The organism is Methanobrevibacter sp. (assembly GCF_045120835.1).
In the GTDB taxonomy this organism is placed as follows: Archaea; Methanobacteriota; Methanobacteria; order Methanobacteriales; family Methanobacteriaceae; genus Methanocatella.
In genome coordinates this window covers 1-25,060 of record NZ_JBGVFE010000096.1, presented here as the reverse complement: position 1 = coordinate 25,060, position 25,060 = coordinate 1, and the positions used below count along the sequence as shown (strand labels likewise).

The window sequence follows — 25,060 nt, the reverse complement described above, 5'->3', positions numbered from 1 at the left end:
CCTAAAAATCCGCGTCTTGCCGAGAAAGGTGAAGGATGGGAAGTAATTAAGACCAGGTGCTTAGGGTTTGTAATCAGTTCCTTTTTCTTTTCGGCCTGTTTTCCCCAAAGCATGAATACGATAGGATGTGCTTGACCATTCAATATTTTTATTACATTGTCGGTGAATGTCTGCCATCCGCATTTGCTGTGGGAGTTTGCATTTCCGTCTTCAACTGTCAGGACGGTATTGAGTAAAAAAACACCCTGTTTGGCCCATTTTTCAAGACATCCTGATTCGGGAATGGGATAACCATATTCGGAATGGATCTCCTTAAATATGTTTTTTAAAGACCTTGGAATCGGCCTGCCGTCAGGTGTTGAAAAAGCAAGGCCATGAGCTTGACCTTCCTCATGATAGGGGTCCTGGCCTAAAATAACCACCTTTACATTACTTAGAGGAGTTAGCTTAAATGCATTGAATATTTCGCCATAAGGAGGATATATTGTCTTTTGACTGTACTCCTCATCGATGAAGTCCAATATATTTAGATAATACTCCTTTTCAAACTCATCTTCCAAAACCAAATCCCAGTCATTGCCAATCATCAAAATCAATTCTCCTCAACTATTTTGCCGCTCATGTGTTCTATTGTAATTTCAAAGACTTCAGTCCTGTCCAAAAGCCTGTTTATTTCATCAACGGTGTCTTCATGAGTAGGGAAAAACTTATCTCCCAAATGTGTTAACCTATCAATCTTTTCATCCCTGTCGGTCAGGATTTTAATCTTTCCAAAAGCGATGACACTTTTAAAGGTATAGGACCATCCGTCATCATTTAAAACTCCCGTATCCATGACACAATAGGAAACCTTGTCATATTTTTCAGCGCTATCCTTCTTGTGGCCTTTCATCGCTCCGTGAAAATAGATTTTGCCGTCGACATATACATGACTCATGGGGACTGCATAAGGATAATCATAATCACCCAAAAGAGCCAAAACGCCTCTGGGCTCATTGGTCAGTATGTCTATGCACTCTTCTTTTGAAAGCTCCTGCTTTTGCCTTCTCATCTTTCTAAACATAATATAATATTTCAATCAATTATTTAATAACCCTTTTCAATATGAAAAATAATATTTTGGAAAATGCCTTTTTGAAAACATTCAATTTGACTTCAGGAGAAAAATCATGATTCACCAATCCGGTATTGTTCCAATATTTCTTGTCTGCTTCAATCGGATTATCTGATACTGCCATTGCCTTCCAGACATTGAAAAACACGATGTCATTTAATTTTGGTGAATGCAGCTTTCCAGATTTCAGGTCATTGAAGAATTTCAGGGACATCTTGTCAATCTCGGAGCTTTCAATGGTATCCTTTCCACCGCATGCAATTGAAATCTTATAAATCTTATTGACTCCCCAGTGCCTTAGAGTCTCATCAATGTAGTTGGCAACCTTTTTTTGGCCGGCCCCTGCGGTTGTTACGCAAACCAATGCCTTTTTGGTGAAAAATTCCGGCCTGTGATAGAGGTAGGCAGTATGGTCAAGGAAGTTTTTCAAAAGGGCAGTAACATTCATGGCATAAACCGGTGAGGCAATGATTATTCCATCGCAATGCCTTATTTTTTCAATTATCGGATGAATCTTGTTGTAGTGAGGGCATTTTTCCTCACCCTCCATTATGCAATTAAAGCATCCGACGCACAAGGGAATGTTTTCATCCCTCAAATGTATCTCTTCAAATTCTCCGTTTAGATTTTCTTTTGCCTGTTTTACTACTTTCCAGGTATTTTTGCGCCTTGGAGATCCGTTAATAATTACATATTTCATCTAAACACCTAGCTGACCTTCTAAAACCTGTTTTTCCTTAAATTCAAATTGACTGTCAAATTCATCCACATCATCCGGGTTTACATCAAATACTTCAGGATTGTGAAATATTCCCTGAGATTTTTTTAACTTACTTTCATCAAATATTTTAATCATGAAAAATGGGCATTCCTCATTCGTATCCGTATGTTCCAAAAAGAGACCATATTCGGATGCGCTTTCAAAGCCGAATCTATGATAATAGTTTTCATCTCCTATGACAAATACAAAAGGAATCTTCTCATTTTCGGCAAGCTCAAGAGTATATTGAATCAATTCCGATCCAAGACCTCGTTTTTGGCAATTTCTATCTATTGAAATTGGACCCAGAACCACTGCATCCTCTTTTTGATTTCCATAATCGATGTATCCTTTAGAATAATTAATATGCCCTATGATTTTATTGTCGTTTTCAATTACATATGCCAAATTGGCAATGAAACTGTCATCCTTTCTTAGGTTATGCACTATATAATGTTCATAAGCGCCAGGGCGATATATATTCCAAAAGGAATTTCTCACAAGTTTTTCAACTTCCATATAATCCTGTTTTCTTTCCAATCTGATTTTCATAAAAACACTTGATTAATACTATATGACTATTGTAACATATATCTAACTGACAGTTTAAAAAAATTAAAGGATAGCTATCACTGCCAGGATAAAGAAAATGCAAAGTATGCAGATGCAACAGCTAAATTTGGAAGATGAATTCTCATTGTTTTGATTGCTGTGTGAATTATTCAGGTTTGTTTGTCTAATTGTGTATTTCTCATTATTTTCATATACATCAACCAGCTTGATTGCTACCCATATTGACCTGATTACACAAATAAGCATCAATACGGTTGCAAATGTTGCTATAATATTTGCAGGATACGCAAATCCATAAATTGCATAGACTATAAAGTAAAAGAACCATGGAATTTCATAGGCGATTCCTTCAATTACCCAATTTCTGTTATTGTGCTTGAATCCAATATACAGGAATCCCAATCCATTTAAAAAGAAAATAAATGAAAGAAGAACCCACCATGATCTTTTAATTTTATCAGACAGATTCATATTATTCTAATGCATTATTGCTGGTTTCGATTTTATCGACAACCTTTTGACCTTCGTTGGCCATTTCACTGAATAAATTGATTGTTTCTTTCATTTGAGGCAATGCCTGAACTTTATATGTGCTTACGTCATTAATTGCCTGTATTGCTTCTGCAAATGCTGCCTTTAAAACTTCAGGTGAAATCATTGCTTCGGCACTGTGCTTTTGGATTTCACTGCCCTGCTCTTTAAGCATGTGGGAAGTGCTCTCAATAATGTTTTCAGTAGTCTGATTTAGGATATTGATTTTTTCCATGACAATCTTCTGGTCATAAAGTGCACTTGCAACCATTATACCGGTTCTTAATGCTGAAACGGTTACATTCTTAGCACGGTTTACACCACGAATAAGCTCCTTATTGTTACGTCTGATTACATTTAATGAAACGATTCCCTGTTGATTTACAACAATCATCTGTTGCATATCCATGATTCTTTGCCTTAGAGGGAACAGTATCTCTTCACGTACAAAAGCAATCTTATTTTCATCTACACCTTCAATCTCTGCAGACTGAATTTGGGCTTCAATTGAATCATCCATTTGTTTTCCCAGTTCAATATCGGCCATAAGCTTATTTGTCACTTCCCTCAGATATGTTTCCTCATTTAAAAGTGTAGTATTGTCATTCTGCAATACTTTGCTGCTTTTATCAAGAGATTCGACAATGTCTGCTATTGCAACCTCTGCCTTTTCATATTTTGCAAAGTATTTTCTGACGGGATTCATCAGATTTCCCAAAACGCCTTTTTTGGCAAAATCCACTTTGCTTGGATCCAAATCCTTCATCTGCTTGTTCAATTCCATCAGCTGTTCACTGATATTGTCTGCATCTTTTCCGCCTTTTGTTAAATCAACAAATCTTGTAGCCAACATTTCATTGTGAGATGCTGATCTGGACATTTCATTTAAACCGAAATTGTCAAGAGGCTTTAGGATAGTTTCCCTTTCCTGAGGGTTGGTTAAATCAGTGTCAAATATTGCCTGTGCATTGCCGTCAGCCTGTGTTTTAAGATTAGAATTTTCTAATTTTTCCTTTTCCACATTCAATGATTCTTCAACATCTTGTTTAATTCCATCTACATCAAGTGAGAATTCAGCCATTTTTATCACCTAGTTTAAATAGTCAATTTTATTTCTGTCGATTTGTTCTGTATAAGAATCTATTACTTTTCCATCCTTAATAATTTCTACTGTCACATGGTCCGGGTCAGGCAGTTTATAAGTTGTGTAGTATCCAAAACTTAATGCGTAACTGGAATCATAATAAATTTCATCCAGTTTTTCAGTCTCATGACCTATTTCAGAACCATTATCATCATAATATATTGTTTTTACATTATATCCTTTAATGTCATCCGGAACTTTGTTAAATAAGGCCTCAGTATACAAAGTATAGCTTTGCTTTGTATCCTCATCCCCTTCAGAGTCCCATCCGCTGACTTCCGTTATTGTCATGTCAACGGGACTTGATGCATCTTGAACATTATCATTGGTCTGTGTATCATTGTTTCCTCCAAATCCTGAAGTCAGAATAAATATTCCTCCAACAACTAATATAATTACAATTAGAACTATAAATATTCTACCATTTGAAAGTATGTTATTTCCGTTACCTGACGGCTTTTCAATACTATAGCCGCAATCCATACAGAATTTTGCATTGTCAGGCAGTTCCTTTCCACATTTTGGACAATTTTTAGTCATTTAATCACCATCATAATCCTTAACCGAATCCACCAGATTCTCCATATCTTCCAATAGGTTTTTAACCTCTTGATCTGATTCATCAGATGAACTGATGTTAATTACCAGTTCATTTGTCAACTCTTCAATCTGATTAATAATCTTTTTCATCGCATAGATCTTATTTCTGATTTCATTTTCCACCCTTGGAGTATCTTCAACAGCCATATTTATGATATTCAATGCAGCATCAGATTGAGCATAGAAAAGTTTGTGGCAGTTGTCGATTGCTGAGATAAACTTGTCAAAGGTTATTTGAGGAGGCTCGAAACGTTTTTGAATTAATTCCCGGACGACCTTTTCTTTTACATCAAACAATACATTCAAGTCATGTATTCGCTTTTCATACTTTTTGAGGGATTCAAGTCCCATATCCTCTTTGACGGGTGTTTCAACTTCAGTTTTTTGAGATGCCTTTACACGTTTTTTATTGACTTTATTGCTTGTATCCTTTGAATAATTTTTAAGATTAAAAATGTAATAGAGATAAAGCAGGGGCAATACGGCCAGAACTAAAAGGATATACATGCCTACAATATTTTTTGAAAAGAATACAGGAACTGCAATGCAAAACAAAACAACATAAAACAATCCCAAAACCCATGGCAAGGATTCATGAATTAATAAAACATCCTCTATTGAACCAACGCCCCTTTTCAATCTGATTTTTGAAGAGGATTTGGATTTGGGAGCATACTGTAAAATTTCATTTTCATTCAAAATGTTATCTCTAGGTTCTACTATAAATCTCACGTCAGATAATGTTTCACTGCATTTGAGCAATTCCCCATTGCTGTCATAAGCTTTAGAGTTTTTGAAGGTTAATGGTGTGGTTAACCTTTTGATTTCACTAGATTTTGGAGTTTCTCCACTCATTTGCATTACTCCCAATTTTTAGTAAAATTATATTTAGAAGTGGATGTTTTTAAATATTTGTATTTAACTTGTTAACATCATTCATATTCCTTTTCCAGAAGAATGGTAACCGGACCGTTATTCAGCAAATTGACTTTCATGAAAGCTCCAAATTCACCGGTTTCAACATCAACAAGTTGGCTGCATCTATCTGTGAAATAATCAAACAGTTCAGTAGCCTTATCCGGTGCCAATGCCTTGTGAAACGAAGGTCTGTTCTTTTTTGTATGGGCATATAAAGTGAACTGGGGAACCAATAACAGTTTGCCTCCTATATCTGTTACTGATTTGTTCATCCTGCCATTTTCATCATGAAAAATTCTAAGTTTGGCCAACTTGCCTGCCAGATAATCTGCCTCACGGGTCGAATCATTTTCGCCAAAGCCCACTAAGACCATGAGCCCCTCTTCAATTTCACCTACGATTTTACCCTCAACTTCCACACTGGCAGATGTTACTCTTTGAACCACAAGTTTCATCTTATCACCATTTTCAAATAATTGCTTTTATTCTTTTATACTTATTCAGTGTCTGAAAACAAAGCTATTCTAATCATCTAAATTCTCTAACACTTCATATGTAGCGTTCCTGACTGTACGTGCAGCTTCAAAAAATTCCTTTTTCTCAATGTCATTCATGTGAATCGGAACGATCATGGCAACGCCTTTTTTAGTGATTACTGCAGGAACTCCTAGAGAAACATCATCAACCCTTTCGATTTCCCCATCCAAATAGCTACTTACAGTTAAAACCCTATGTGAATCTGTAAGAATTGTAGACATTAGATTTGAAATTGCAAAGGCGGGACCGTACTCCGTTGCTCCTTTCTTGGATATGATGGTATTGCCCGCACGTTTCAACTGTTCCACCAATCCGGAGATATCCAAGTCAACATATTCTACGAAATATTTAAGTGGAATACCTCCTATTGTTGTTGAACTCAAAAGAGGCACCATATGGTCTCCATGCTCTCCAATTACCCTTGTATGCACCTCTGAACTGTTGATGTCTATTTGTCTTGAGAAGTAATTTTTCAGTCTCAATGAATCCAGGTGATTTCCAACTCCAATAACCTTGCTCTTTTTAAAGCCAGAAGCTTTAAGAGCGATTGTTGTCATCACGTCAACAGGATTGGTAGCAACCAGTATTATTGAATCCGGAGAATATTGTGAAATCATTTTAGAATAATATTCTACGATTTTTGCGTTAGGAATGGCAAGATCCAATCTTTTCATGCCCTTTTCCCTCGGCGTTCCTGCTGCAATAAGCACAATTGCCGAACCTTCAATTTCATTAAAATCACAACTTGGTGTTAATTTGCAATCTATATCTCTTGCAGCAAGTGCATCATACATGTCATAAGTCTCTCCCTTTGCTTTTTCAAGACTTTCAGGCCTTGAAAACATTACGATTTCATCAACCGTATCTTCACGTGCAAGGGTAAACGCAACATTTTTTCCGATAATTCCAGTTGAGCCTATAATAGTTACCTTTACCATAATGTAATATTGGCTCTTAATATAAAAATAACTTACGAAATTAATTTGATTTTAATCATTTGTATATAAAAATAATAAAAGATTATATCAAATTATTAAATTTTCTATAACTTTTTATTTTTGTTCATTCTACAATAGATTTATATTGCCATCGCAATATAATAATAGTCATGGGAGATGAAGATTTAAAACTTGAAAGCAAATGTTATGACGCCAATGAATACGGATATCTTTACGGATTGAACAGAAAAATTCCTGACGAAGAATTTGAAAAAGTAAAACCCTATTTCAGAAATTTCAAACGTATGGATTTCAAGGAAGGCAACATTCAGGTGACAGGAAGGCCTGAAGGATGGAGATGCCTTGAAAAGGATGTGCCAAAAGTTGAGGAAATTCTTGGCATAACAAACACATTGGAGAAAAGACAGAATAAAGTAAAGGAAGCGTTTAAAGATCCAATAAAAAAGGCAAATCTAATCAACCAGTCATATGAATGGCTAAAAATGCTTTTTGAAAAATCCGGAACAAGACCAAAACAGGACTTGTCAAGGCTTGCCGTTCACTCAACTAAAATATATGACCCTCAGGACAGCTTCAAAAACAACTCTTCAAAAGGAGAGGGGGAACTGTTCATATATACTCCTCATGGCATGTGGTATGTCATTAATAACTGCGGAGAATTTTCAGACAAGTCATTGAACAATGTCAAAACACCTCAAGGAGGGGCTGTCGGATACCGGCTGATGTATGATGATTTGATTGACAGACTGATTAGAATCTACACTGAAGAAAACCTATATACCGGTGAAAAGTTATATTAATTAATTAGGTGACCCATATATGCAGAAGATAATTAATGCTCATTGTCATATTTATCCTGAAAAAATAGCAGACAAGGCAGTTGTTGGAATAAGAAACTTTTATGATTTGGATATGTCCCTAAACGGGAAACTAGATGATTTGATAAGGGACGGCAGCGAAGTTGGCGTTACTCATTACCTTGTACATTCTGTTGCAACAACTCCAAAGCAAGTAAAATCAATAAATGAATTCATAGCACAATCAGTAAACGCTCATCCTGATTTGTTCACAGGTTTCGGAACCCTTCACCCTGACAGCGAGGACATACAGGGAGATTTTGACTACCTGATTGAATTGGGTCTGAAAGGAGTTAAGCTGCATCCCGATTTTCAGCTGTTTGCAATGGATGAGGAACGTGCGTTTAAGATAGGTGAAGTAGTCAGCAAAGCAGATGTTCCCATGCTTGTTCATTGCGGGGATTTCCGATACAATTATTCAAACCCTAAACAGATAAGCGCATTTTTAGAAAAGTTTCCAGAAATAACATTTATCGGAGCCCATTTTGCCGGATGGAGTATGTGGGAAGATGCAACACGCCAATTATCAGGATATGAAAACCTATATGTAGATTTAAGCTCAAGTTTATATGCATTAAGTCCTGAAACCGCACTGGAATTAATCCATGCCTATGGTGCAGACAGAGTATTATGGGGAACTGACTATCCTATGTGGGAGTCAGTCAGTGAAATGGGATACTTTAACAAGATTGATTTAACGGATGATGAACGGTCACAAATTCTTTATGAAAATGCGGCTAAATTATTAAAACTTGAATAGTTTTAAATTCTATTTTTTCTTTTTTTAAAATTAAGAGAGATATTGCAAGCATTGAAAATATTGTCAAATTTTCTATTCAACTTTTTCAAATGCATTAATGGTAGGTGGAGTTAACAAATCATTGTCGATCATTTCTTTAACTTCTTCCATGCTAAACCATCCATAGTCATCGTGTTCATCGCTTATCTTAACTTGGTCACTATCGCAGGTAACCTTCATAATCAGTTGAATTGATTTGACCCTTTCTGAAGTTTTGCATGCAGTATAGTCATTTCTCACAACATTATGCAATGATGCAACATCGACTTCAAGACCGGTTTCCTCAAGGTATTCCCTTTTTAATGCTTCATCGAAAAATTCGCATTTTTTGACCTTTCCGCCAGGAATTTCCCATTTGCCGGCATCATGAGCTGATTTGGACCGTATCTTTAAAAGCAGTATTTTTCCATTGTATTCACAAATTCCCCTTGCGGTTAATCCCCACATTGTACTCATCAAATCACCAAAAAAAAGAATAATAAGGGAATGAATCCCATTATTTTTTCATAGCCTTTTCCACTGCAACGGCAACTGCCACGGAAGCTCCAACCATAGGATTATTGCCCATACCAATCAAACCCATCATTTCTACATGGGCAGGTACGGATGATGATCCTGCAAATTGAGCGTCGGAGTGCATTCTTCCCAAAGTATCTGTCATACCGTAGGATGCAGGTCCTGCCGCCATGTTGTCCGGATGCAATGTTCTTCCTGTTCCTCCACCTGAGGCTACAGAGAAGTATTTTTTACCCTGAAGGACACATTCCTTTTTGTAGGTTCCTGCTACAGGATGCTGGAAACGTGTTGGGTTTGTTGAATTTCCAGTAATGGATACATCAACACCTTCCAAATGCATGATTGCTACACCTTCACGCACATCATCGGCACCGTAGCATCTGACCTTTGCCCTTTCACCGTCGGAATATGCCTTTTCCTTGACTACTTTGACTTCACCGGTATAGTAGTCGAATTCGGTTTCTACATGGGTAAATCCGTTGATTCTTGATATGATTAATGCAGCATCCTTTCCAAGACCGTTCAATATAACCCTTAATGGTTTTTCCCTTACTTCATTAGCAGAGTTTGCAATACCAATTGCTCCTTCTGCTGCTGCAAAGCTTTCATGACCTGCAAGGAATGCAAAACATTCGCTTTCATCACTTAAAAGCATTGATGCAAGGTTTCCATGGCCTAAACCAACTTGCCTATCATCAGCGACACTTCCAGGTATGCAAAATGCCTGAAGACCTTCTCCAATTGCTTTTGCTGCATCGGATGCCTTTACACAGCCCTGCTTTATTGCAATTGCCGCACCAAGAGTGTATGCCCAGCATGCATTTTCAAAACAAATCGGCTGAACTCCCTTAACGATTTCATATGGGTCAAAGCCTTTATCCAAACAAAGCTGTTTAGCTTCTTGCAGGTCTTTTATACCATATTTTTCAAGTACTGGAGTGATCTGGTCGATTCTTCTTTCATAACTTTCAAACAAACTCATAATTATTCACTCCTTGGATCAATCTTTTTAACAGCATCATCAAATCTTCCATATTGGCCGGTAGCATTGTCAATCGCTTCAAGAGGGTCGACACCATCCTTGATTTGATCAAGCATTACTCCCAAGTTAATGTATTTGTAACCTATGATTTCATCGTCACCGTCAAGTCCTATTTCAGTAATGTATCCTTCAGTAAGCTCCAGGTATCTTGGTCCTTTTGCCTTTGTTGAATATATTGTTCCCACCTGACTTCTGTGACCTTTACCCAAGTCCTCAAGTCCGGCACCAATCTGAAGGCCCCCCTCTGAGAAAGCTGACTGGGTTCTTCCATAAACTATCTGCAAGAACAATTCACGCATTGCAGTGTTTATTGCATCACATACCAAATCAGTGTTAAGCGCTTCGAGAATGGTTTTTCCAACAAGTATTTCACCGGCCATAGCGGCTGAATGAGTCATACCTGAACATCCTAGAGTTTCCACCAATGCTTCTTCAATTATGCCTTCCTTAACATTCAATGTTAACTTACAACATCCTTGTTGAGGTGCACACCATCCGATTCCATGAGTAAAACCGGAGATATCTCCAATTTGCTTTGCCTTTACCCATTGTCCCTCTTCAGGTATAGGAGCAGGGTCATGATTTGCACCTTTTTTTACAGGACACATGTTTTCGATTTCAGTTGAATATATCATCTTTTTTCTCCAAATTTTTTTTAGATAATAATATATTTCATTCTTATCTTTTTTAATAGTTGCTTTAATTCAAAAATGATGTAATGTAAATGTCTGATATAGGTTTGCAAATTTAAAAAAATATTAATCTTGTGCATCTTTAATAATTTTAATCAAACACTGGATTATCTTACCAATGTTTAATTATATCCTTTAAATTATCAAAGCTAAATTGAAGTAAAACATTATTAATCATTAACGCTAAAAGTTAATGTATGAAGATATTTCTGAATACAGATACATTCAATGAGACTGCCCTAAGCACCAAAGAAAAACTAACTAAACTGTCAAATGGCATTGACTTTGAAATCGTAAGCGAAATCAGCAATGCCGACATGGTCTTTTCAATTGGTGGAGATGGGACTTTTCTAAAAACCTCACGATTAACAGATAAACCGATTATAGGCATAAATACAGGAACCTTAGGCTATCTAACTGAAGTCAGCCCGAAAGATTTGAAAAACGCTTTAATAGACATAATTAATGGCAAGTACCATATTGAAGAAAGGATGATGATTGAAGGCAGAATTATCAAATCAAATGGTGAAACTGTTAAAATTCCTGAATCACTGAATGAAATTGCCATTTCAAAAAATACCTTTGGCGTTGTGCGATTTGATGCGATTGTCAATGATAAATTAATCAATTCATATACTGCAGACGGCATACTTGTATGTACCCCAACAGGGTCAACAGCATATAACCTCTCCTGCGGAGGCCCTATAGCAGATCCCACTGCTGAAATTTTAACACTAACACCAATAGCACCACATACCGTGATTAACAGAAGCATCGTACTTTCAAAAAGCTCTACAGTGAAAATTAAAATAACCGAGCTAAGACAAAATTCTCCCGCTTATGCATTATATGATGGAAAACCTATCGAAGTCTACAGCGGAGATATTATTGAAATTAAAAAATCACAAAAAACTACAAAAATAGTCAAATTTGATGATAGAAGTTTCATAGACACAATCAGAGAAAATATTAATTGACAGTAATGCAATCATTGGGACAAATTGCCATACATACCTTGCAGCTTTTGCAAACCTGAGGGTCTCTAACGGAACATGACTCATCTACAATCTGCAAAACATTGTTGGGACAGGCAATTGTGCATTTTTCACAGCTGTCACACTCTTCGGTTTTGATATCTATATGGCAGTCCTCAGCCACTTCCTCTTTTTTGCTGTCTTTTTTATTCCTTTTAAAAAGTGAACCTAAACCCATGTTTATTATTATATCCAATTTGATATAAAAATATAATTAATAGGAAGTTCAAATTGATAATTAAATAACGTGAAATGGAGGTTTTAAATGGGATTATTGGACTTTCTGCTGGGCATATTTGTAGCTGACAGAATCACTACCATCATAATCTTTGCCATAATGTTTTTAGCTATGATCGGCCTTGTAGTCTGTGTTTTCATATTCGATCCAGGCGCTTTAAACGATTCGAATGCAAGCGTAACGGATGACGATTCTCATCACTATGAACTAAAAATCATAACTGATGGAAAATGGGAAGGAAGCGTCTCATCTAAAGATGTCAATATGGATGACATTTCCGGAAAAGGCGATAAGAAAATTGACTTGGGCAATTCAAAGGCCAGCGATATAAATATAGATATTTCAAAATCGGATTCATCCTCAAAGGAACTTACCGTTAAACTATATAGTGACGGAAAAGTGGTTGACAGCGATACTGCTGAAATGCCCGATGAAAAAATTTTAGTTTCCCCTTAATGAGATTGATTTACTTGATCTCATTCATTTAATTTTTAAAAAAAAATAGTGATTAGGTTTAGAATTTCAAACCTAATTCATATGCTTCTTTTAATTTTTCTTTTTGTTCTTCAGCTACAATGCCTGCAGGACCTGCTGAACCTGCATCCACATGGCCAAGAACTTCATAGCCCATAAATGTGAATGGTGAGAATTTGGTAAGTTCAATGTAGTCTGCATAAGTTCCTTCAGGCTGATTTTCAGTAAATATCAATGCAGCTTTTCCGGATAGGCTTTTATCTGGATTTTGACCGATTGCATAGAATCTGTCAATTATTAATTTACCTTGAGCGGACATTTGTCCGTAATAGATTGGTGTTGAAAATATTACCCCATCGGCAGCGACAAGCTCATCAATGATTTTGTTTCCGTCATCTGCCCTTATACATTCAGGATTTTCTGCACAGTGCATGCATGCCTTACATGGAGCGATATCACATTTTTCCAGGTAGAACTTTTCTACTTCTCCACCATTTTCTTCAATTCCTTTTATCATTTCATCCATCAATACGTCACAGTTTCCTCCTACACGAGGACTTGCTTGAAGTGCTATAATTTTCATTTTTTTACTACTCTCCAATATTCGGTAAATAATAATATATATTTTAAACATTATATAGATTAGTACTATGAAACTGTCTAAATCAAAAATAAATACCTATCTAAAATGTCCATTGGAGTTCAAATTTCAATACATTGATGAAATTGAAGTTGAACCGAACAAGTATATGATGTTGGGTTCGGATGTTCATTCAATTGCCGAGAGGTTTTCTGAGGAATTCGGCGATGAACTTTCAGATGTGGATATTGAAAATGAACTGTTTCGCATTTCCCATGATTTAGACATTGAATACGACGTTGAAAATCATATTGAAAATTTGGCATCCTTTTTTAATGAAGTCTTCATTGACAATGACTATAAGCTGTTCAGCCAGGAAGAGTATCTGCATGATGAAACCCACCGCTTTTCAGGCATATGTGACATTATTCTGGAAGATGAAAATGGGGATTTGGTTGTCATTGATTATAAAACTGGAAATTCAAGTTCTTTTTCAAAATATCGTCTGGAGTTATGCTATTACAAGCTGCTGGTTGAGAATGTTTATGAAAAAAATGTCACTAGCGTTGGAGTGTTTTTTACCAAAAACGGTCGTTTAAGATTGCTTGATGTGTGTGATGAAGACAATAAACGCAAGTTTCTTCATTCCCGAGAAATTGATGATGCCATCGATAAATTTTATTTTGTCAGAAATCAAGTAAATCAAGGTAATTTCTATCCCAAAAAACAGTTTTTATGTAAGTTCTGCACATATAAGCACATTTGTGATAAGTATTATTAAAAATTAAGGAATTTTAAAAAAATAAAAAAAAGTGAAGTTATGAGGAGGTTTCCTCAACTTCTTCAAAGTCTACTTTTTCACCTAGGAGTTTAAGTCCTATAAACATCACGACAACACCGATAGGGATTATGATATACCAAGGAATACCTAATCCTGCAGGGATGTATCCGATAAATATTGCTACAAATGCTACAAATATCGCATAGTAGATTTGTGTTTGAACGTGATCAATATGGTTACAGCTGGTACCCATAGATGAAAGAATAGTTGTATCTGAAATTGGAGAACAGTGATCTCCAAAAATAGCTCCTGTCAGTACACCACTTGTACAGACAATTGTAAAGTTCATATCACCTGTACTTACAGCCCAAGCAAGAGGAATTGCCAGAGGCATCAGAATACTCATGGTACCATATGCGGTACCTGTAGCGAATGAAATCAATGCACCCAATATGAAAATCAATGCAGGTACAATAAATTGCGGTAGGGTGTTACTTAAAACTCCGACCAGGTAATCTGCGGTACCAACTTCACCGATTACTCCACCTAATGACCAAGCGAGAAGAAGGATTACACCAGTGATAACGATGGTTTTCATACCTCCAATCCACTCGGAGATGGCATCTTCTATTGTGAGTATTCTTTCACCGACAGCCATGACAATTGCAACGATGGAAGCAAGAAGTGCTGCCTGGAAAAGAGCTACAGATGCATCAGATTGAGACAATGCCTGGAAAATTCCATCAAATGATAATGGAGATGTTTTCATTAAGGTAATTAGAGCCTGATCTTCCCCACCTAAAATGGTGGTGTATCCGCTCCAATAGAAAGCAATCAATGCACCAATAATCAGGGTACCGATTGGAATAATAGCATTCCATACAGATAACTTGATTCCTTCAACCGGTTTGACCTCATCAAAACCAGGAGCATCAGGAACAATAATCTCTTCGTCTTCTTTTCTAGCACGAGCTTTTTGTTCTGCCTTTTTCATTGGACCGAATTCATATAAGGTTAAAGCAGATATTACAATGAAAAGCAAGATGAAAATGTTATAGAACCTATATGGTATAGTCTGTAAAAATATTCCAAATCCAGTTACGTTAGTTACTCCAACAGATTTAAAACCGGCAGCAATTAAACTGATTTCCAAACCAATCCAAGTTGAAATAATTGCAATACCAGCTACAGGAGCAGCAGTTGCGTCAACCACAAATGCTAATTTTTCTCTAGATACTTTAAGTTTATCCATTACTGGCCTCATAATCGGACCAACAATCAATGAATTTGCATAATCGTCAAAGAATACACATAATCCTAAAACCCAAGTGAATAATTGAGCTTTTCTAGGAGTGTCCGCTCTTTTAGCGAATGCATCCGCAAGAGCTTTTGCACCACCCATTTTTGTCACTAACTGAATTATACCACCAATAAGCAAACATTGAAGGATAATACCCGCATTCCAAGGGTCAGCCATACATGAGATGATTTGTGAACCCATCTGCAGGAATGCATTGATTATAGTGGAAATAATATTCAAATCGTTAGAACATAGCATGAATTCCCCAACAAATACACCGATAAACAAGGAAAGAATTGTTTCCTTTGTTATGAATGCTAAGGCAATAGCAACCAGTGGAGGTAATAATGTTAAGATACCGAATCTTACTGAATTATCCGCATCTGCTGGTGTTGTGGAAATCCATAATGACAAAACAAAAAGGAGTATAATAGAAACAGCTGCAATTAATCCTAATTTCATTTTTTCATTCATTTATTATCACACCATTTTCCTATACATCAATTAAAATAGTTATTATTTTAAATTGTAAGTTAATTTAGAGTTAACTTAAATATGTACATTTTTATATTGTAATTTATAGTATAAATATATTTAATTGTAAAAATAATTAAAAATCAATGAATGCGATTTAAAAATTAAATTTCAACAAGAAAAAAAGATAAAAAATTTAACAAATATTATCAAAAGTAATACTATTTACATATAATCATTTATTAATGTAATTAATTATTTCCCTTGCACATTCATCATCGCCGAATTTTTTAAATAACTCAGGCAAATTTCCTTTGGACTTGAATTTCCGTGACGTTAGAAATAATTTTCAAAGTCAGTATAGTCAACAATGTCCAATGATACTTCTGCCAGAAATGCAGAGGCGAGAGTTTAAGAATTCAAAGCCCTATAACCGTAATGGTCCTTTAGAATCTCTTCAACATCAAGGGCATTTTCACTTAAAAACACCTTTTGAGTTTATCTTTTTTGGTTATAATTTTTGTATTATCCATATTAATGCCAGGAATGTTTAAATTTGATTAAATCTATATTAACTTTAATTATATATAACTTATTCAGTTATAAATTTTGTTTTGACTAAAAATATGAGTAAAATCTAGTTATTGCTAAAACAAAGTAATATTTTAAGTTTTTGCTAAAAAAGATTAAGGAGAAAAAATAATTTATAATAACCTACATAATTATCAACATGAAAATATTAGTTATCGGTGCTGGCGCTGTGGGCATAGGGCTTGCAGCATCAGTTGCATCACAGGGAGCCGAAATTGCAATTTATGCACGAAATGAAACTGCAAAGGCAATAAAAGAAAATGGAATCCAAAGAACAGGTCTTTTCACCCATTATGAAATCGAAAACGTTCCCGTTTTCGAGACTTATGAAGAAATTCCTAAAAATACCTATGATTACATATTCATCACATCAAAGACAACTGCAAATGAGGACATCACCTACAATCTAGGCCAACACATGGATATCCTAAAAGACACAACAAAGATTATAATCTTTCAGAACGGATTTGGAAATGATGAGATCTACCTGAAACACTTCACAAAAAAGCAGGTTTTCTCAGCACGGGTGATTACAGGATTTACAAGGCCTGAAAGACACATCAGTGAAGTTACCGTCTACACAGAACCGATACTTTTGGGATCCCTACAAAAGGAAAATCCAGACTGTTTGCAGGAAATCGCTGATTTGATAACCTCTTCGGGAATAAACTGTGAGCTTACAGATGAAGTCGACAAGTATCTCTGGGCAAAGATGCTGTACAACTGCACATTGAATCCCCTTGGGGCAATACTTGACGTTACATATGGTCAGCTTACCGAAAACCCATATACCCTTGAATTGATGGACAATGTTATAGACGAAATCTTTGAAGTCATCGATGCAAGCGATTATGAGACACTATGGCATAGTTCAGAGGAATATAAAGATATATTCTATTCAAAACTCATTCCAGACACTTATAATCATTATTCATCAACACACCAGGACATCCAAAGGAAAATAAAAACCGAAATCGACTCTTTTAATGGCAAGGTTATTCAACTGGGCAATGCCAATAACGTTAATGTAGACACCAATAAAATAATATATAACCTGATAAAAGCCATTGAAAGTACGTTTAAAAACTAAAAGTTTATATATGTTGAGAAGTAAAATAGTATTGTTCATATTGTTATGTACTATTTTTTTATAATATGAACAATGGTGATGGTTGAAATGAGCATTCGTTTGTATTCCTTTAGTGGTGTTTAGGAAGAGAATGTTCATTTGTTTTAAAAAACTTATTTTTTATAACTTTATTGTGTGATACTATGAGTGAACTTAAACAATTAATTGAAAAATATATTGAACTTGAAGATAACTTTGATGAAGATAATGAAGAACAGGCACAGGAATTACATGATTTGGGCCATGAAATAGACCATGCTGTCTATCATGAGGAATTTGTAATTGTCTACAATGCAGATACTGAAGATGAGGAAGTCGTCGCTTTAATAATCAGTGCAGAAGAGGATGAAGCCGAAGAATTCTTTATTCCAGTATATACCTCAGAAGAGGAAGCTCAAAAAGCCATCGAAACATTCATCGATGAATATGGTGAAAACAACTTTGCATGCGATAAAGCCGTTGGAAATGCCATTGTTGAGGCATACTCAGATGACGAAGAGTTTTTAGGTCTGGCCGTTGATGCTCCACAATGTGATTTTGTTATTTTTGCTGAAAGCGTACACGACTGCAGTGAATAAACATGAAACTTAAAGATTACCAGGACTATCAGGAAAAAAACATTAAGGCATCCAAAAGCCAGCTGAAAGAATACATACAAATCTATGCTGACATGGCAAAAAAGCTTAAAAACGAAGATGCAGTTGAGCTTGATGCTGTTAAAAAAAATATCAGGGACACATATCCGGATGAAATCTATTTTACATTAACTGATGAGAAGGGAGATTTCGTTAAATTAACAATTACAGAATCAAGCAAAGAGTATATTATTCCAATTTTTACAGATATGAGAGAATATGCTCTTGGAAGTGCCAAAATATCCAAATTATTCCTGGATAAGCTTGACTTGGAAATGATTACTCCTGATGACATTAGCCAATTGGCAGAGAATGATGAGTATTTCCAGGGTTTTGTTATAAATCCGCATTCACAGAACTTTAATATGGACCGGAACGGTGAGTTCTAATGTATATATGCCCTACTCTTGGTGAGGATCATGAAAAGGATTTTCTTGTAACCGGTAATCTTGATGACTTTAGAATAATAGTTTTTTCTTCACTTGAAGATTATGAGAAAGGATTTGAATATTTGAAATTAACTGATTACCAGCCCACTGAAGTTTCCGATGAGCTGTTTCATGAACTGGCTTTAAAAGATGATTCCTTCAGCGGTCTGATTTTAAATATCCATTCTGACAAAAAAATAATATCAAAAGAAGAATTACTCTGATTCTTCTTCTAGTTCTTCTTCAGGATTTTCACTTTGATAATATTTGTACCTGTATGACATTTTAAAACCGGACATTACCTCACGTTTTGGTCTTTTTTTGCGTTTGATGTTTGGTCCGTTCATGTCTTTGAATTTTTCCTGGTGTGGTTTTACTAGGTTTTTATTTTCTCTTTTGTATTGTGAAATCCTATGCCTTGAATGTGGTGCTTTATACATTCTTTTTCGAAGCAATCGACGACTTGTTGTGAGTCTTCTTATCAATATAATCACTTATCTTCTGTTGAGGTTTTTGGTAGCTGATTTATCCAGAGTAGCTTGAATTTCATCAATTCTTTCAACTACTACTTTTATTGCCTGTTCACCTTGACGTGTAGGATTAATCCCTTGTTCAACAAGTAATGCATCCCTAATATCTCTTAATCTGTCAATTGAATCAATTTTCATTATAGTACTGTAAAACATTAACTGTCCTCCTAGTTAATTTAAATTATGATTAAACTATTAAAAATATTTTATGTATGTTAAAAAATATATTAGTTATTATGTTTGAAAAACAATGCATAATTTATCTTGCCGGAGGTTGCTTTTGGGGTGTTGAGGCATTTATTTCCAGATTGAAGGGAGTTAACAATACTGAAGTCGGCTATGCTAACGGCAATGATTTGGCTCCAACCTATGAAAAAGTATGCACAGGTAAAACCATGCACGCGGAAACCGTTAAGGTCACATACAATCCCAATATCATCACTTTAGAAAATCTATTGGAAGATTTTTTCAAAATCATCGATCCTCATTCAATGAATCGTCAGGGAGCTGATGTTGGAACACAGTACCGTACAGGCATCTATTGGCAGGATCCAAATGACAGACATAAGGTTTTGGATTTTTTAAAATCAAAGCAAAGAGAATCATCTCAAAGGATTGTTGTTGAGGCCCATGAGATTCATAATTTCTATCCCGCCGAAGAGTATCATCAAAAATACCTTGAGAAAAACCCGCAGGGCTACTGCCATGTTGATTTAAATTTAATAGACAATGATGAATTCGACCACTTGACTTCACAAGAGTACAAAATAACACAGCTTTCTATGACAGAACCGCCATTCACCGGAAAGTACAATGATTTTTTTGAAGATGGTGTATATGTAGATGTTGTTGATGGTGAAGTTTTGTTTTCCTCAGAAGATAAAATCAAATCCAACTGCGGCTGGCCTTCATTTTCAAAACCCATTAACCCGGATGCAATAACCATGAATCGTGATTTTTCCCATGGCCATACTCGCATAGAAGTGAGAAGCCGAAAAGCAAATTCACATCTGGGACACGTCTTCAGTGACGGACCTGGAGGCACAAAAAGATACTGCATCAATTCCGCAGCTTTAAAATTCATACCCAAAGATAAATATTAAAAACAACAGATATGATTACAATGAAACTAGAAGAAATAACTAATCCGGAATTCAAAAACATGATAAATCTTGCATATATGCAGGGTGAAAACAATAATATTGAAGCGATTGAAAAAATAGAAGCTGATATGAAAGAATACATTAAGGATAATGTATTTATAATATCAATCGAAGATGCCCAACCCGTTAAGATACCTTACGGCAATAATGATGAATATATTGTACCTATTTTCACCGACCAGAGGGAATACACCCTTGGAATGCAGTACTTCTCATTGAATGTGATGGATGAAAACAAGGATTACATTATTGAAAAACTGGATTACTTTAAAAAATTAAAAGATGATCCTAATTTCTTAGGATATCTAGTAAACATTAGTAGCGTAAGCTATATCATCAACACAAGCCTACTCTAAAAACTCTTTTTTAATATCTTCAACTATTTCCTTGAATCTTTTTGAAACCTCATCGTCCGGGTCAAGAACTGAAATGGTTGCGTCTTTATTTGGAGATTCTGAAACGCTTTCCTTAATAGGCAAATCACCAAGGTAAGTGATTTCCATTTCTTCGGCAAATGTCTTGCCGTTGCCTTTGCCAAAAATGTGGAGTTTCTCATCACAGTGAGGACAGATGTAGTAGGCCATGTTTTCAACTAGACCTATGTTTTTGATGTTCATCATCTCAACCATCTTTACGCATTTGAGTACGTCTTCCTGTGAAACAACATTTGGTGTGGTAACCATCAATACCAAATCCGCTTCAGGAATTGTCTGAAGAACTGTTAAAGGTTCATCTCCGGTACCCGGAGGATTGTCAATTACTAAAAAGTCAAGTTTGCCCCAATGACAATCTGAAACCAACTGCTTGATTGCACCGGTTTTTTGAGGTCCTCTCCAGATGATTGGCCTGTCAAGACTGTCAATTAGGAATGCCATTGACATTACCTTTAAGCCGCTTTCGGTTTCAACAGGGAAAATTGAATGCTGATACTCTTTTTTCTGGTTTTCAATGAATTCCTTCTGTTCTTCTTCAGGCAAACTGGTATCCAAACCTGCTTCCACAATGTTTTTAAAAGCATCAAACTGATATTGATTGAACTGCTCTTCAAGCATTTCGATACCGAGCATTTTAGGGATGTTTGGGCCATGGATATCTGCATCCAATATACCTGTTTTATAGCCCATTACCTGTAAAGTCTCTGCAATGTTGGCTGCAACAGTTGATTTTCCAACTCCTCCCTTTCCACTCATTACAACGATTTTATGTTTGATTTGACTTAAATTCTTAGCTAATCTTATTTCCTGCTGCATCATCTGCATTTGCTGTTCCGGAGTCATCTGACCCCCATGACCGTGATGTCCGTGTCCATGTTCTGCCATACAAATCTCCTCCTATGTAAATTTTTTGCTGACTTCTTCAACTGCAAGAATCAATGGATCTGTAACCATTGAAACCGGCGGTGCGTAAGCAAATTCCATATTGCTTAAATCAAAGCAGGTAAGGCCTTCTGTAATTGCCAATGTCATTGTATCGATTCTTTCAGCAACCCTTTCCTCCGCAATGATTTGACAGCCAATAATAGTTCCATTCCCATCACAAATAACTTTGATATCCATCGGTTTTGCATTAGGATAGTAGCGTGCCCTTGTAAGAGCTTCAACCTTTTGAACAACCGGTCTGATACGATTCTGTTGTGCAAAGCTTGTGGTGTATCCTACCGCACCAAATTCCAGTTTACCAACTTTTGAAACCATGGAGTTCAAAACTGGATTAAATCTTGATTTTTTACCGCAGATTGTACGAGCCAAGGTTTTGGACTGTCTGACTGCAGTAGTACCCAATTGTGAAATTGTATTGGAACCTAAAATCAAATCTTTGGATTCTACACAATCTCCAACAGCATAAACATCTTCTACTGAAGTTTCCATTCTGTCGTTGACAAGTATTGCCCATCTTCCGATTTCACAGCCTGCCATACGGGCCAAATCCAATTCCGCCCTGACACCGGTTGCCATAATGACCATATCCGCATCATAGAGATCTTCATCTCCAAAGCATGCCTTTTCGACTTTGCCGTCACCCAATAATTTGGTAATCGGTTTTCCCAAAACAACCTGAATTCCTTCCATTTCCAAGTATTTGACCAATATGTCTGACATGTCCTTGTCAAGTGATCTTGGAACTATTTGAGGCAACATTTCACTTAAGATAACGTTTAAACCTTGTTTTTTCAAAGCAAAAGCAATTTCAATACCAATTAAACCTGCACCTGTGACAATGGCACTTTTTGCATCCTTCATTGCTTCCTGTACCCTCATACCATCATCGATATTGCGGATTCTGAATACTCCATCCAAATCCACTCCCTGCATTGGAGGGACGAAAGGATTTCCTCCGGTTGCAAATACTAATTTATCATAATTTAAAACATTTTCCTTACCTTCTTTTTGATAGGTAACAGTTTTTTTACCTGAATCAACTGCAGTTACTTCTGCTTCGACAATAACATCAATATTTTTGTTTTTATAATCTTCATGAGTTCTCATTACGATATCATCAAATGATTTAATTGTACCTGACAGTACATAAGGAATAGCACATGGAGAATATGCAACTTTATCATCACGAGTGATAACTGTAATTTCAATATCTTCATTCAACTTACGAATATTTGAAGCTGTAGAGATTCCTCCAGCTCCACCACCTATAATAACAACTTTCATTTTAACAAAACCATCTATGATTTATACAAAATTATATCTATTTAAAAAGATATAAAAAGATTAAGGTTATTTAAATGAAAGAAATAGAATTTAATTTAGATGAAAATCCATTCATTAACTTTCAATCAGCCAGATATATGATGTCTGCAAGAGTTGATGTTAAAAAATTATGGAACTACTGTAAAAATAATGATAAATCTTTTTTTGTTTTAACACTGGGCTGTATGATTAATGCCACCAATTCAGTGCCAAAAATGAAATACAGAATTTTAGATGGAAAAGTTTTTGAGTTTGAATATCTTGAAGGTGTATGTCCAATAATGGATGAGGGACAAGACATATATAAGGAAATGCGTGTTAGAATACCTCAGGAGTTTGACAATATTCTAGATTGGCATGAATATGTCAAAAAACTATCAGAGGATATTTTAAAAGGCAGAAAAGATGGTTTTTCTCTGGAAATGGAAAAGCGTGACTTTACAAACATTGCCAATTTTTCATGCATCCCCTGGGTTGATTTTGATGCCGTTTCATCTTGTGCATTGAGGAATATACAGATACAGCCATTAATCACTTGGGGAAAAGTCAATGATGACTATGAGATGAGTGTTTCGATAACCGTTTCACATATATTCGTCAATGGAAGCGACCTTGGATATTTCTATGAGAATCTGCAAAAGGAGCTGGATTTATTTGAATAATGTATGATTACATACATTCAATTTCATCAATTATTTTCTGCAGATATCTCTTTTTCAAAACAAATTCACGTCTGTTTGCCAATCTATCGCTGTTTGGCTGAGGCACTTTTTCATCCAATCTTGAAGCGCCCAGATATCGTGTATCTCCTTCTCTCAATTTATGGGCTTCACCGTTATCGATAGCCTTCTTGATTGTATAATAATCCTTAAAAAGAATGTCAAAATCATTGCTCAGATAATATATCTCCAAATCCGTTATTGTGCCTGTTTCATCATACCATACAATCAGCAATGATTCCTTTTTAAACAACTGGGAAAAGGAAATCAAGTCAAAATAATCCAAATCTGCAATTTTAAACTTATCTGAAGGATAACGTTTACCGCAGACTTTGGTTGAATATTTCAATGGTGCTATAAAAAAAGTTGCTGATTCATTCAAGGTAACCTCTTCAATGTCTTTTCCAATCAGGTCCTCAAATGAATCCATGTTAATCTAGTCTCTATCCAATGCAGGAATTCCAGTAATTCTCAAACCACCATAATGGGATTTGTATTTGATATTTAATCCTATTAATAATGGAGTGATCTTTTCTATGATTCTTGACTTTTCCAGAATGCCGCAGTCGATTGTTTTTATTCCAGGTATCTTGTCAATTATTTCTGCAGCTGTTGCCTTAGCATCTGCATCATCGCCTGCAATCAGACAGTCACAGTCGATTTCTTCCGGAATGTTTGCCAAGTGTGAATTTGATATATTACAGAATGCACAGATTACCTTTGCACCGGTTCCTTCCAAAATGGATGCTGTTCTCTCAGCAGCGGACCCTTCCATAAGGTCAATGAAACGGAATGGTTTTCCACCGATTGCAGTTTCCAATGGTACTGTTGCATCCATTACTATTTTATCAGCACAAAATTCCTTGATTCCTTCAATTGTTGGCTTTTGAGCTGCCAGCGGTACAGTGATTATCAGCACATCACCATTTTTTGCAGCATCCTCATTGGCCATACCAACCATATTGGACAAGTCATAATCTGCCAAATCTTCCTTGGCCTTTGCAACTACATCCAATGCTTTTTCTTCTTTTCTAGAACCAACAATTACATCTACTCCTGCAATTGCTAATCTTTCAGCGATTCCAAGTCCCTGAGGACCGGTTCCTCCAATTATACTAACTTTCATTCTATCACCTATTTTTTGTCATATAATAATCCGCCAACGAAAATTAAATATTCAGGCAGTTTACCTTCCTCGGCATATTTAATTTCGTATCCGAACATGTCTTCGATTGTCTTA

The 25,060-nt window shown here is 35.9% G+C and carries 34 protein-coding genes; 12 read left to right on the top strand and 22 right to left on the bottom strand.

Annotated features, from left to right (window positions below):
- From ung to ACJMLO_RS08900, 10 genes are all read right to left on the bottom strand, one after another.
- Nucleotides 1-587: uracil-DNA glycosylase (gene ung, locus ACJMLO_RS08945; RefSeq protein WP_405296006.1), on the bottom strand; the 587-nt coding region annotated here is incomplete at its 3' end.
- A gap of 5 nt (nt 588-592) precedes the next feature.
- Nucleotides 593-1,063: a pyridoxamine 5'-phosphate oxidase family protein gene (locus ACJMLO_RS08940; RefSeq protein WP_405296004.1), complete on the bottom strand. Its 471-nt coding sequence runs from the start codon at nt 1,061-1,063 to the stop codon at nt 593-595.
- A gap of 19 nt (nt 1,064-1,082) precedes the next feature.
- A complete protein-coding gene (locus ACJMLO_RS08935) occupies nt 1,083-1,814 on the bottom strand; it encodes a flavodoxin family protein (protein ID WP_405296002.1) in 732 nt (243 codons plus the stop codon).
- Complete coding sequence (locus tag ACJMLO_RS08930) at nt 1,815-2,426, bottom strand: GNAT family N-acetyltransferase (RefSeq protein ID WP_405296000.1); 612 nt, start codon at nt 2,424-2,426, stop codon at nt 1,815-1,817.
- A gap of 63 nt (nt 2,427-2,489) precedes the next feature.
- Nucleotides 2,490-2,918, bottom strand: a complete 429-nt coding sequence (locus ACJMLO_RS08925; protein WP_405295998.1) for a hypothetical protein — start codon at nt 2,916-2,918, stop codon at nt 2,490-2,492.
- 1 nt (nt 2,919) lies between these two features.
- Complete coding sequence (locus tag ACJMLO_RS08920) at nt 2,920-4,059, bottom strand: toxic anion resistance protein (RefSeq protein WP_405295997.1); 1,140 nt, start codon at nt 4,057-4,059, stop codon at nt 2,920-2,922.
- Nucleotides 4,060-4,068: 9 nt separating this feature from the next.
- Complete coding sequence (locus ACJMLO_RS08915) at nt 4,069-4,662, bottom strand: zinc ribbon domain-containing protein (protein ID WP_405295995.1); 594 nt, start codon at nt 4,660-4,662, stop codon at nt 4,069-4,071.
- On the bottom strand, nt 4,663-5,577 hold the full coding sequence (locus ACJMLO_RS08910) for a hypothetical protein (protein WP_405295993.1): 915 nt from the start codon (nt 5,575-5,577) through the stop codon (nt 4,663-4,665). It abuts the gene before it with no gap.
- Nucleotides 5,578-5,654: 77 nt separating this feature from the next.
- On the bottom strand, nt 5,655-6,095 hold the full coding sequence (dtd, locus tag ACJMLO_RS08905; protein WP_405295991.1) for a D-aminoacyl-tRNA deacylase: 441 nt from the start codon (nt 6,093-6,095) through the stop codon (nt 5,655-5,657).
- 69 nt (nt 6,096-6,164) lie between these two features.
- The gene (locus ACJMLO_RS08900) at nt 6,165-7,115 is read right to left on the bottom strand and encodes a malate dehydrogenase (RefSeq protein WP_405295989.1); all 951 of its coding nucleotides are present in this window, start codon (nt 7,113-7,115) and stop codon (nt 6,165-6,167) included.
- A gap of 170 nt (nt 7,116-7,285) precedes the next feature.
- On the opposite strand from ACJMLO_RS08900, the gene ACJMLO_RS08895 reads away from it, so the two are divergent.
- Complete coding sequence (locus tag ACJMLO_RS08895; RefSeq protein WP_405295987.1) at nt 7,286-7,936, top strand: hypothetical protein; 651 nt, start codon at nt 7,286-7,288, stop codon at nt 7,934-7,936.
- A gap of 19 nt (nt 7,937-7,955) precedes the next feature.
- A complete protein-coding gene (locus tag ACJMLO_RS08890; RefSeq protein WP_405295985.1) occupies nt 7,956-8,753 on the top strand; it encodes an amidohydrolase family protein in 798 nt (265 codons plus the stop codon).
- A 72-nt stretch (nt 8,754-8,825) separates the two neighbouring features.
- On the opposite strand, the gene ACJMLO_RS08885 is transcribed toward ACJMLO_RS08890, so the two are convergent.
- From ACJMLO_RS08885 to ACJMLO_RS08875, 3 genes are read right to left on the bottom strand one after another with little or no spacing between them, the layout of a single operon-like run.
- A complete protein-coding gene (locus tag ACJMLO_RS08885; protein WP_405295983.1) occupies nt 8,826-9,248 on the bottom strand; it encodes an NUDIX domain-containing protein in 423 nt (140 codons plus the stop codon).
- Between the two features lie 40 nt (nt 9,249-9,288).
- A complete protein-coding gene (locus ACJMLO_RS08880) occupies nt 9,289-10,290 on the bottom strand; it encodes a GGGtGRT protein (protein WP_405295981.1) in 1,002 nt (333 codons plus the stop codon).
- A 2-nt stretch (nt 10,291-10,292) separates the two neighbouring features.
- Nucleotides 10,293-10,985: an iron-sulfur cluster assembly scaffold protein gene (locus tag ACJMLO_RS08875; RefSeq protein WP_405295979.1), complete on the bottom strand. Its 693-nt coding sequence runs from the start codon at nt 10,983-10,985 to the stop codon at nt 10,293-10,295.
- 254 nt (nt 10,986-11,239) lie between these two features.
- Between ACJMLO_RS08875 and ACJMLO_RS08870 the strand changes: the two genes are divergently transcribed.
- Nucleotides 11,240-12,019 (top strand): NAD(+)/NADH kinase, encoded by a 780-nt coding sequence (locus tag ACJMLO_RS08870; RefSeq protein WP_405295976.1) that lies wholly within the window; start codon nt 11,240-11,242, stop codon nt 12,017-12,019.
- On the opposite strand, the gene ACJMLO_RS08865 is transcribed toward ACJMLO_RS08870, so the two are convergent.
- Nucleotides 12,012-12,254, bottom strand: coding sequence for a 4Fe-4S binding protein (locus tag ACJMLO_RS08865; RefSeq protein WP_405295974.1), 243 nt, complete (start codon nt 12,252-12,254; stop codon nt 12,012-12,014). The two genes, ACJMLO_RS08870 and ACJMLO_RS08865, sit on opposite strands and share 8 nt — an antisense overlap.
- Before the next feature lie 87 nt (nt 12,255-12,341).
- Between ACJMLO_RS08865 and ACJMLO_RS08860 the strand changes: the two genes are divergently transcribed.
- Complete coding sequence (locus ACJMLO_RS08860) at nt 12,342-12,770, top strand: hypothetical protein (RefSeq protein WP_405295972.1); 429 nt, start codon at nt 12,342-12,344, stop codon at nt 12,768-12,770.
- Between the two features lie 58 nt (nt 12,771-12,828).
- On the opposite strand, the gene ACJMLO_RS08855 is transcribed toward ACJMLO_RS08860, so the two are convergent.
- Complete coding sequence (locus ACJMLO_RS08855; protein ID WP_405295970.1) at nt 12,829-13,371, bottom strand: flavodoxin family protein; 543 nt, start codon at nt 13,369-13,371, stop codon at nt 12,829-12,831.
- A gap of 67 nt (nt 13,372-13,438) precedes the next feature.
- On the opposite strand from ACJMLO_RS08855, the gene ACJMLO_RS08850 reads away from it, so the two are divergent.
- A complete protein-coding gene (locus ACJMLO_RS08850; RefSeq protein ID WP_405295968.1) occupies nt 13,439-14,149 on the top strand; it encodes a RecB family exonuclease in 711 nt (236 codons plus the stop codon).
- A gap of 37 nt (nt 14,150-14,186) precedes the next feature.
- On the opposite strand, the gene ACJMLO_RS08845 is transcribed toward ACJMLO_RS08850, so the two are convergent.
- The gene (locus tag ACJMLO_RS08845; RefSeq protein ID WP_405295966.1) at nt 14,187-15,923 is read right to left on the bottom strand and encodes a Na+/H+ antiporter NhaC family protein; all 1,737 of its coding nucleotides are present in this window, start codon (nt 15,921-15,923) and stop codon (nt 14,187-14,189) included.
- Between the two features lie 730 nt (nt 15,924-16,653).
- Between ACJMLO_RS08845 and ACJMLO_RS08840 the strand changes: the two genes are divergently transcribed.
- The 4 genes from ACJMLO_RS08840 (at nt 16,654) to ACJMLO_RS08825 (ending at nt 18,930) form a co-directional block, all read left to right on the top strand.
- Nucleotides 16,654-17,604 carry a ketopantoate reductase family protein gene (locus tag ACJMLO_RS08840; RefSeq protein WP_405295964.1) on the top strand — a complete coding sequence of 317 codons (951 nt, stop codon included), beginning with the start codon at nt 16,654-16,656 and terminating at the stop codon, nt 17,602-17,604.
- A 182-nt stretch (nt 17,605-17,786) separates the two neighbouring features.
- Entirely contained in the window at nt 17,787-18,221 is a 435-nt protein-coding gene (locus ACJMLO_RS08835) for a hypothetical protein (RefSeq protein WP_405295962.1), read from the top strand.
- A 2-nt stretch (nt 18,222-18,223) separates the two neighbouring features.
- Nucleotides 18,224-18,667, top strand: coding sequence for a hypothetical protein (locus ACJMLO_RS08830; protein WP_405295960.1), 444 nt, complete (start codon nt 18,224-18,226; stop codon nt 18,665-18,667).
- Nucleotides 18,667-18,930 carry a hypothetical protein gene (locus tag ACJMLO_RS08825; protein WP_405295958.1) on the top strand — a complete coding sequence of 88 codons (264 nt, stop codon included), beginning with the start codon at nt 18,667-18,669 and terminating at the stop codon, nt 18,928-18,930. Before ACJMLO_RS08830 ends, ACJMLO_RS08825 begins: the two co-directional genes overlap by 1 nt.
- Here ACJMLO_RS08825 and ACJMLO_RS08820 read toward each other — a convergent pair.
- Nucleotides 18,922-19,191 carry a hypothetical protein gene (locus tag ACJMLO_RS08820; protein WP_405295956.1) on the bottom strand — a complete coding sequence of 90 codons (270 nt, stop codon included), beginning with the start codon at nt 19,189-19,191 and terminating at the stop codon, nt 18,922-18,924. The two genes, ACJMLO_RS08825 and ACJMLO_RS08820, sit on opposite strands and share 9 nt — an antisense overlap.
- Before the next feature lie 9 nt (nt 19,192-19,200).
- Nucleotides 19,201-19,392, bottom strand: a complete 192-nt coding sequence (locus ACJMLO_RS08815) for a hypothetical protein (RefSeq protein WP_292601247.1) — start codon at nt 19,390-19,392, stop codon at nt 19,201-19,203.
- A gap of 56 nt (nt 19,393-19,448) precedes the next feature.
- Between ACJMLO_RS08815 and msrA the strand changes: the two genes are divergently transcribed.
- Together msrA and ACJMLO_RS08805 are read left to right on the top strand one after the other, a co-directional pair.
- Entirely contained in the window at nt 19,449-20,339 is an 891-nt protein-coding gene (gene msrA / locus ACJMLO_RS08810) for a peptide-methionine (S)-S-oxide reductase MsrA (protein WP_405295954.1), read from the top strand.
- A 20-nt stretch (nt 20,340-20,359) separates the two neighbouring features.
- Nucleotides 20,360-20,755 (top strand): hypothetical protein, encoded by a 396-nt coding sequence (locus tag ACJMLO_RS08805; protein ID WP_405295952.1) that lies wholly within the window; start codon nt 20,360-20,362, stop codon nt 20,753-20,755.
- Here the strand turns inward: ACJMLO_RS08805 and ACJMLO_RS08800 are convergent.
- Nucleotides 20,747-21,718 carry an Mrp/NBP35 family ATP-binding protein gene (locus ACJMLO_RS08800; RefSeq protein ID WP_405295950.1) on the bottom strand — a complete coding sequence of 324 codons (972 nt, stop codon included), beginning with the start codon at nt 21,716-21,718 and terminating at the stop codon, nt 20,747-20,749. The two genes, ACJMLO_RS08805 and ACJMLO_RS08800, sit on opposite strands and share 9 nt — an antisense overlap.
- A gap of 12 nt (nt 21,719-21,730) precedes the next feature.
- The gene (locus ACJMLO_RS08795) at nt 21,731-23,062 is read right to left on the bottom strand and encodes an FAD-dependent oxidoreductase (RefSeq protein ID WP_405295948.1); all 1,332 of its coding nucleotides are present in this window, start codon (nt 23,060-23,062) and stop codon (nt 21,731-21,733) included.
- 74 nt (nt 23,063-23,136) lie between these two features.
- Between ACJMLO_RS08795 and ACJMLO_RS08790 the strand changes: the two genes are divergently transcribed.
- Nucleotides 23,137-23,763 carry a CatA-like O-acetyltransferase gene (locus tag ACJMLO_RS08790; RefSeq protein ID WP_405295947.1) on the top strand — a complete coding sequence of 209 codons (627 nt, stop codon included), beginning with the start codon at nt 23,137-23,139 and terminating at the stop codon, nt 23,761-23,763.
- A gap of 7 nt (nt 23,764-23,770) precedes the next feature.
- Here the strand turns inward: ACJMLO_RS08790 and ACJMLO_RS08785 are convergent, their stop codons facing one another.
- Both ACJMLO_RS08785 and npdG read right to left on the bottom strand, forming a co-directional pair.
- Nucleotides 23,771-24,250, bottom strand: a complete 480-nt coding sequence (locus ACJMLO_RS08785) for a hypothetical protein (protein WP_405295945.1) — start codon at nt 24,248-24,250, stop codon at nt 23,771-23,773.
- A gap of 6 nt (nt 24,251-24,256) precedes the next feature.
- Nucleotides 24,257-24,946, bottom strand: a complete 690-nt coding sequence (npdG, locus tag ACJMLO_RS08780) for an NADPH-dependent F420 reductase (RefSeq protein WP_405295943.1) — start codon at nt 24,944-24,946, stop codon at nt 24,257-24,259.
- Nucleotides 24,947-25,060: the final 114 nt, after the last annotated feature.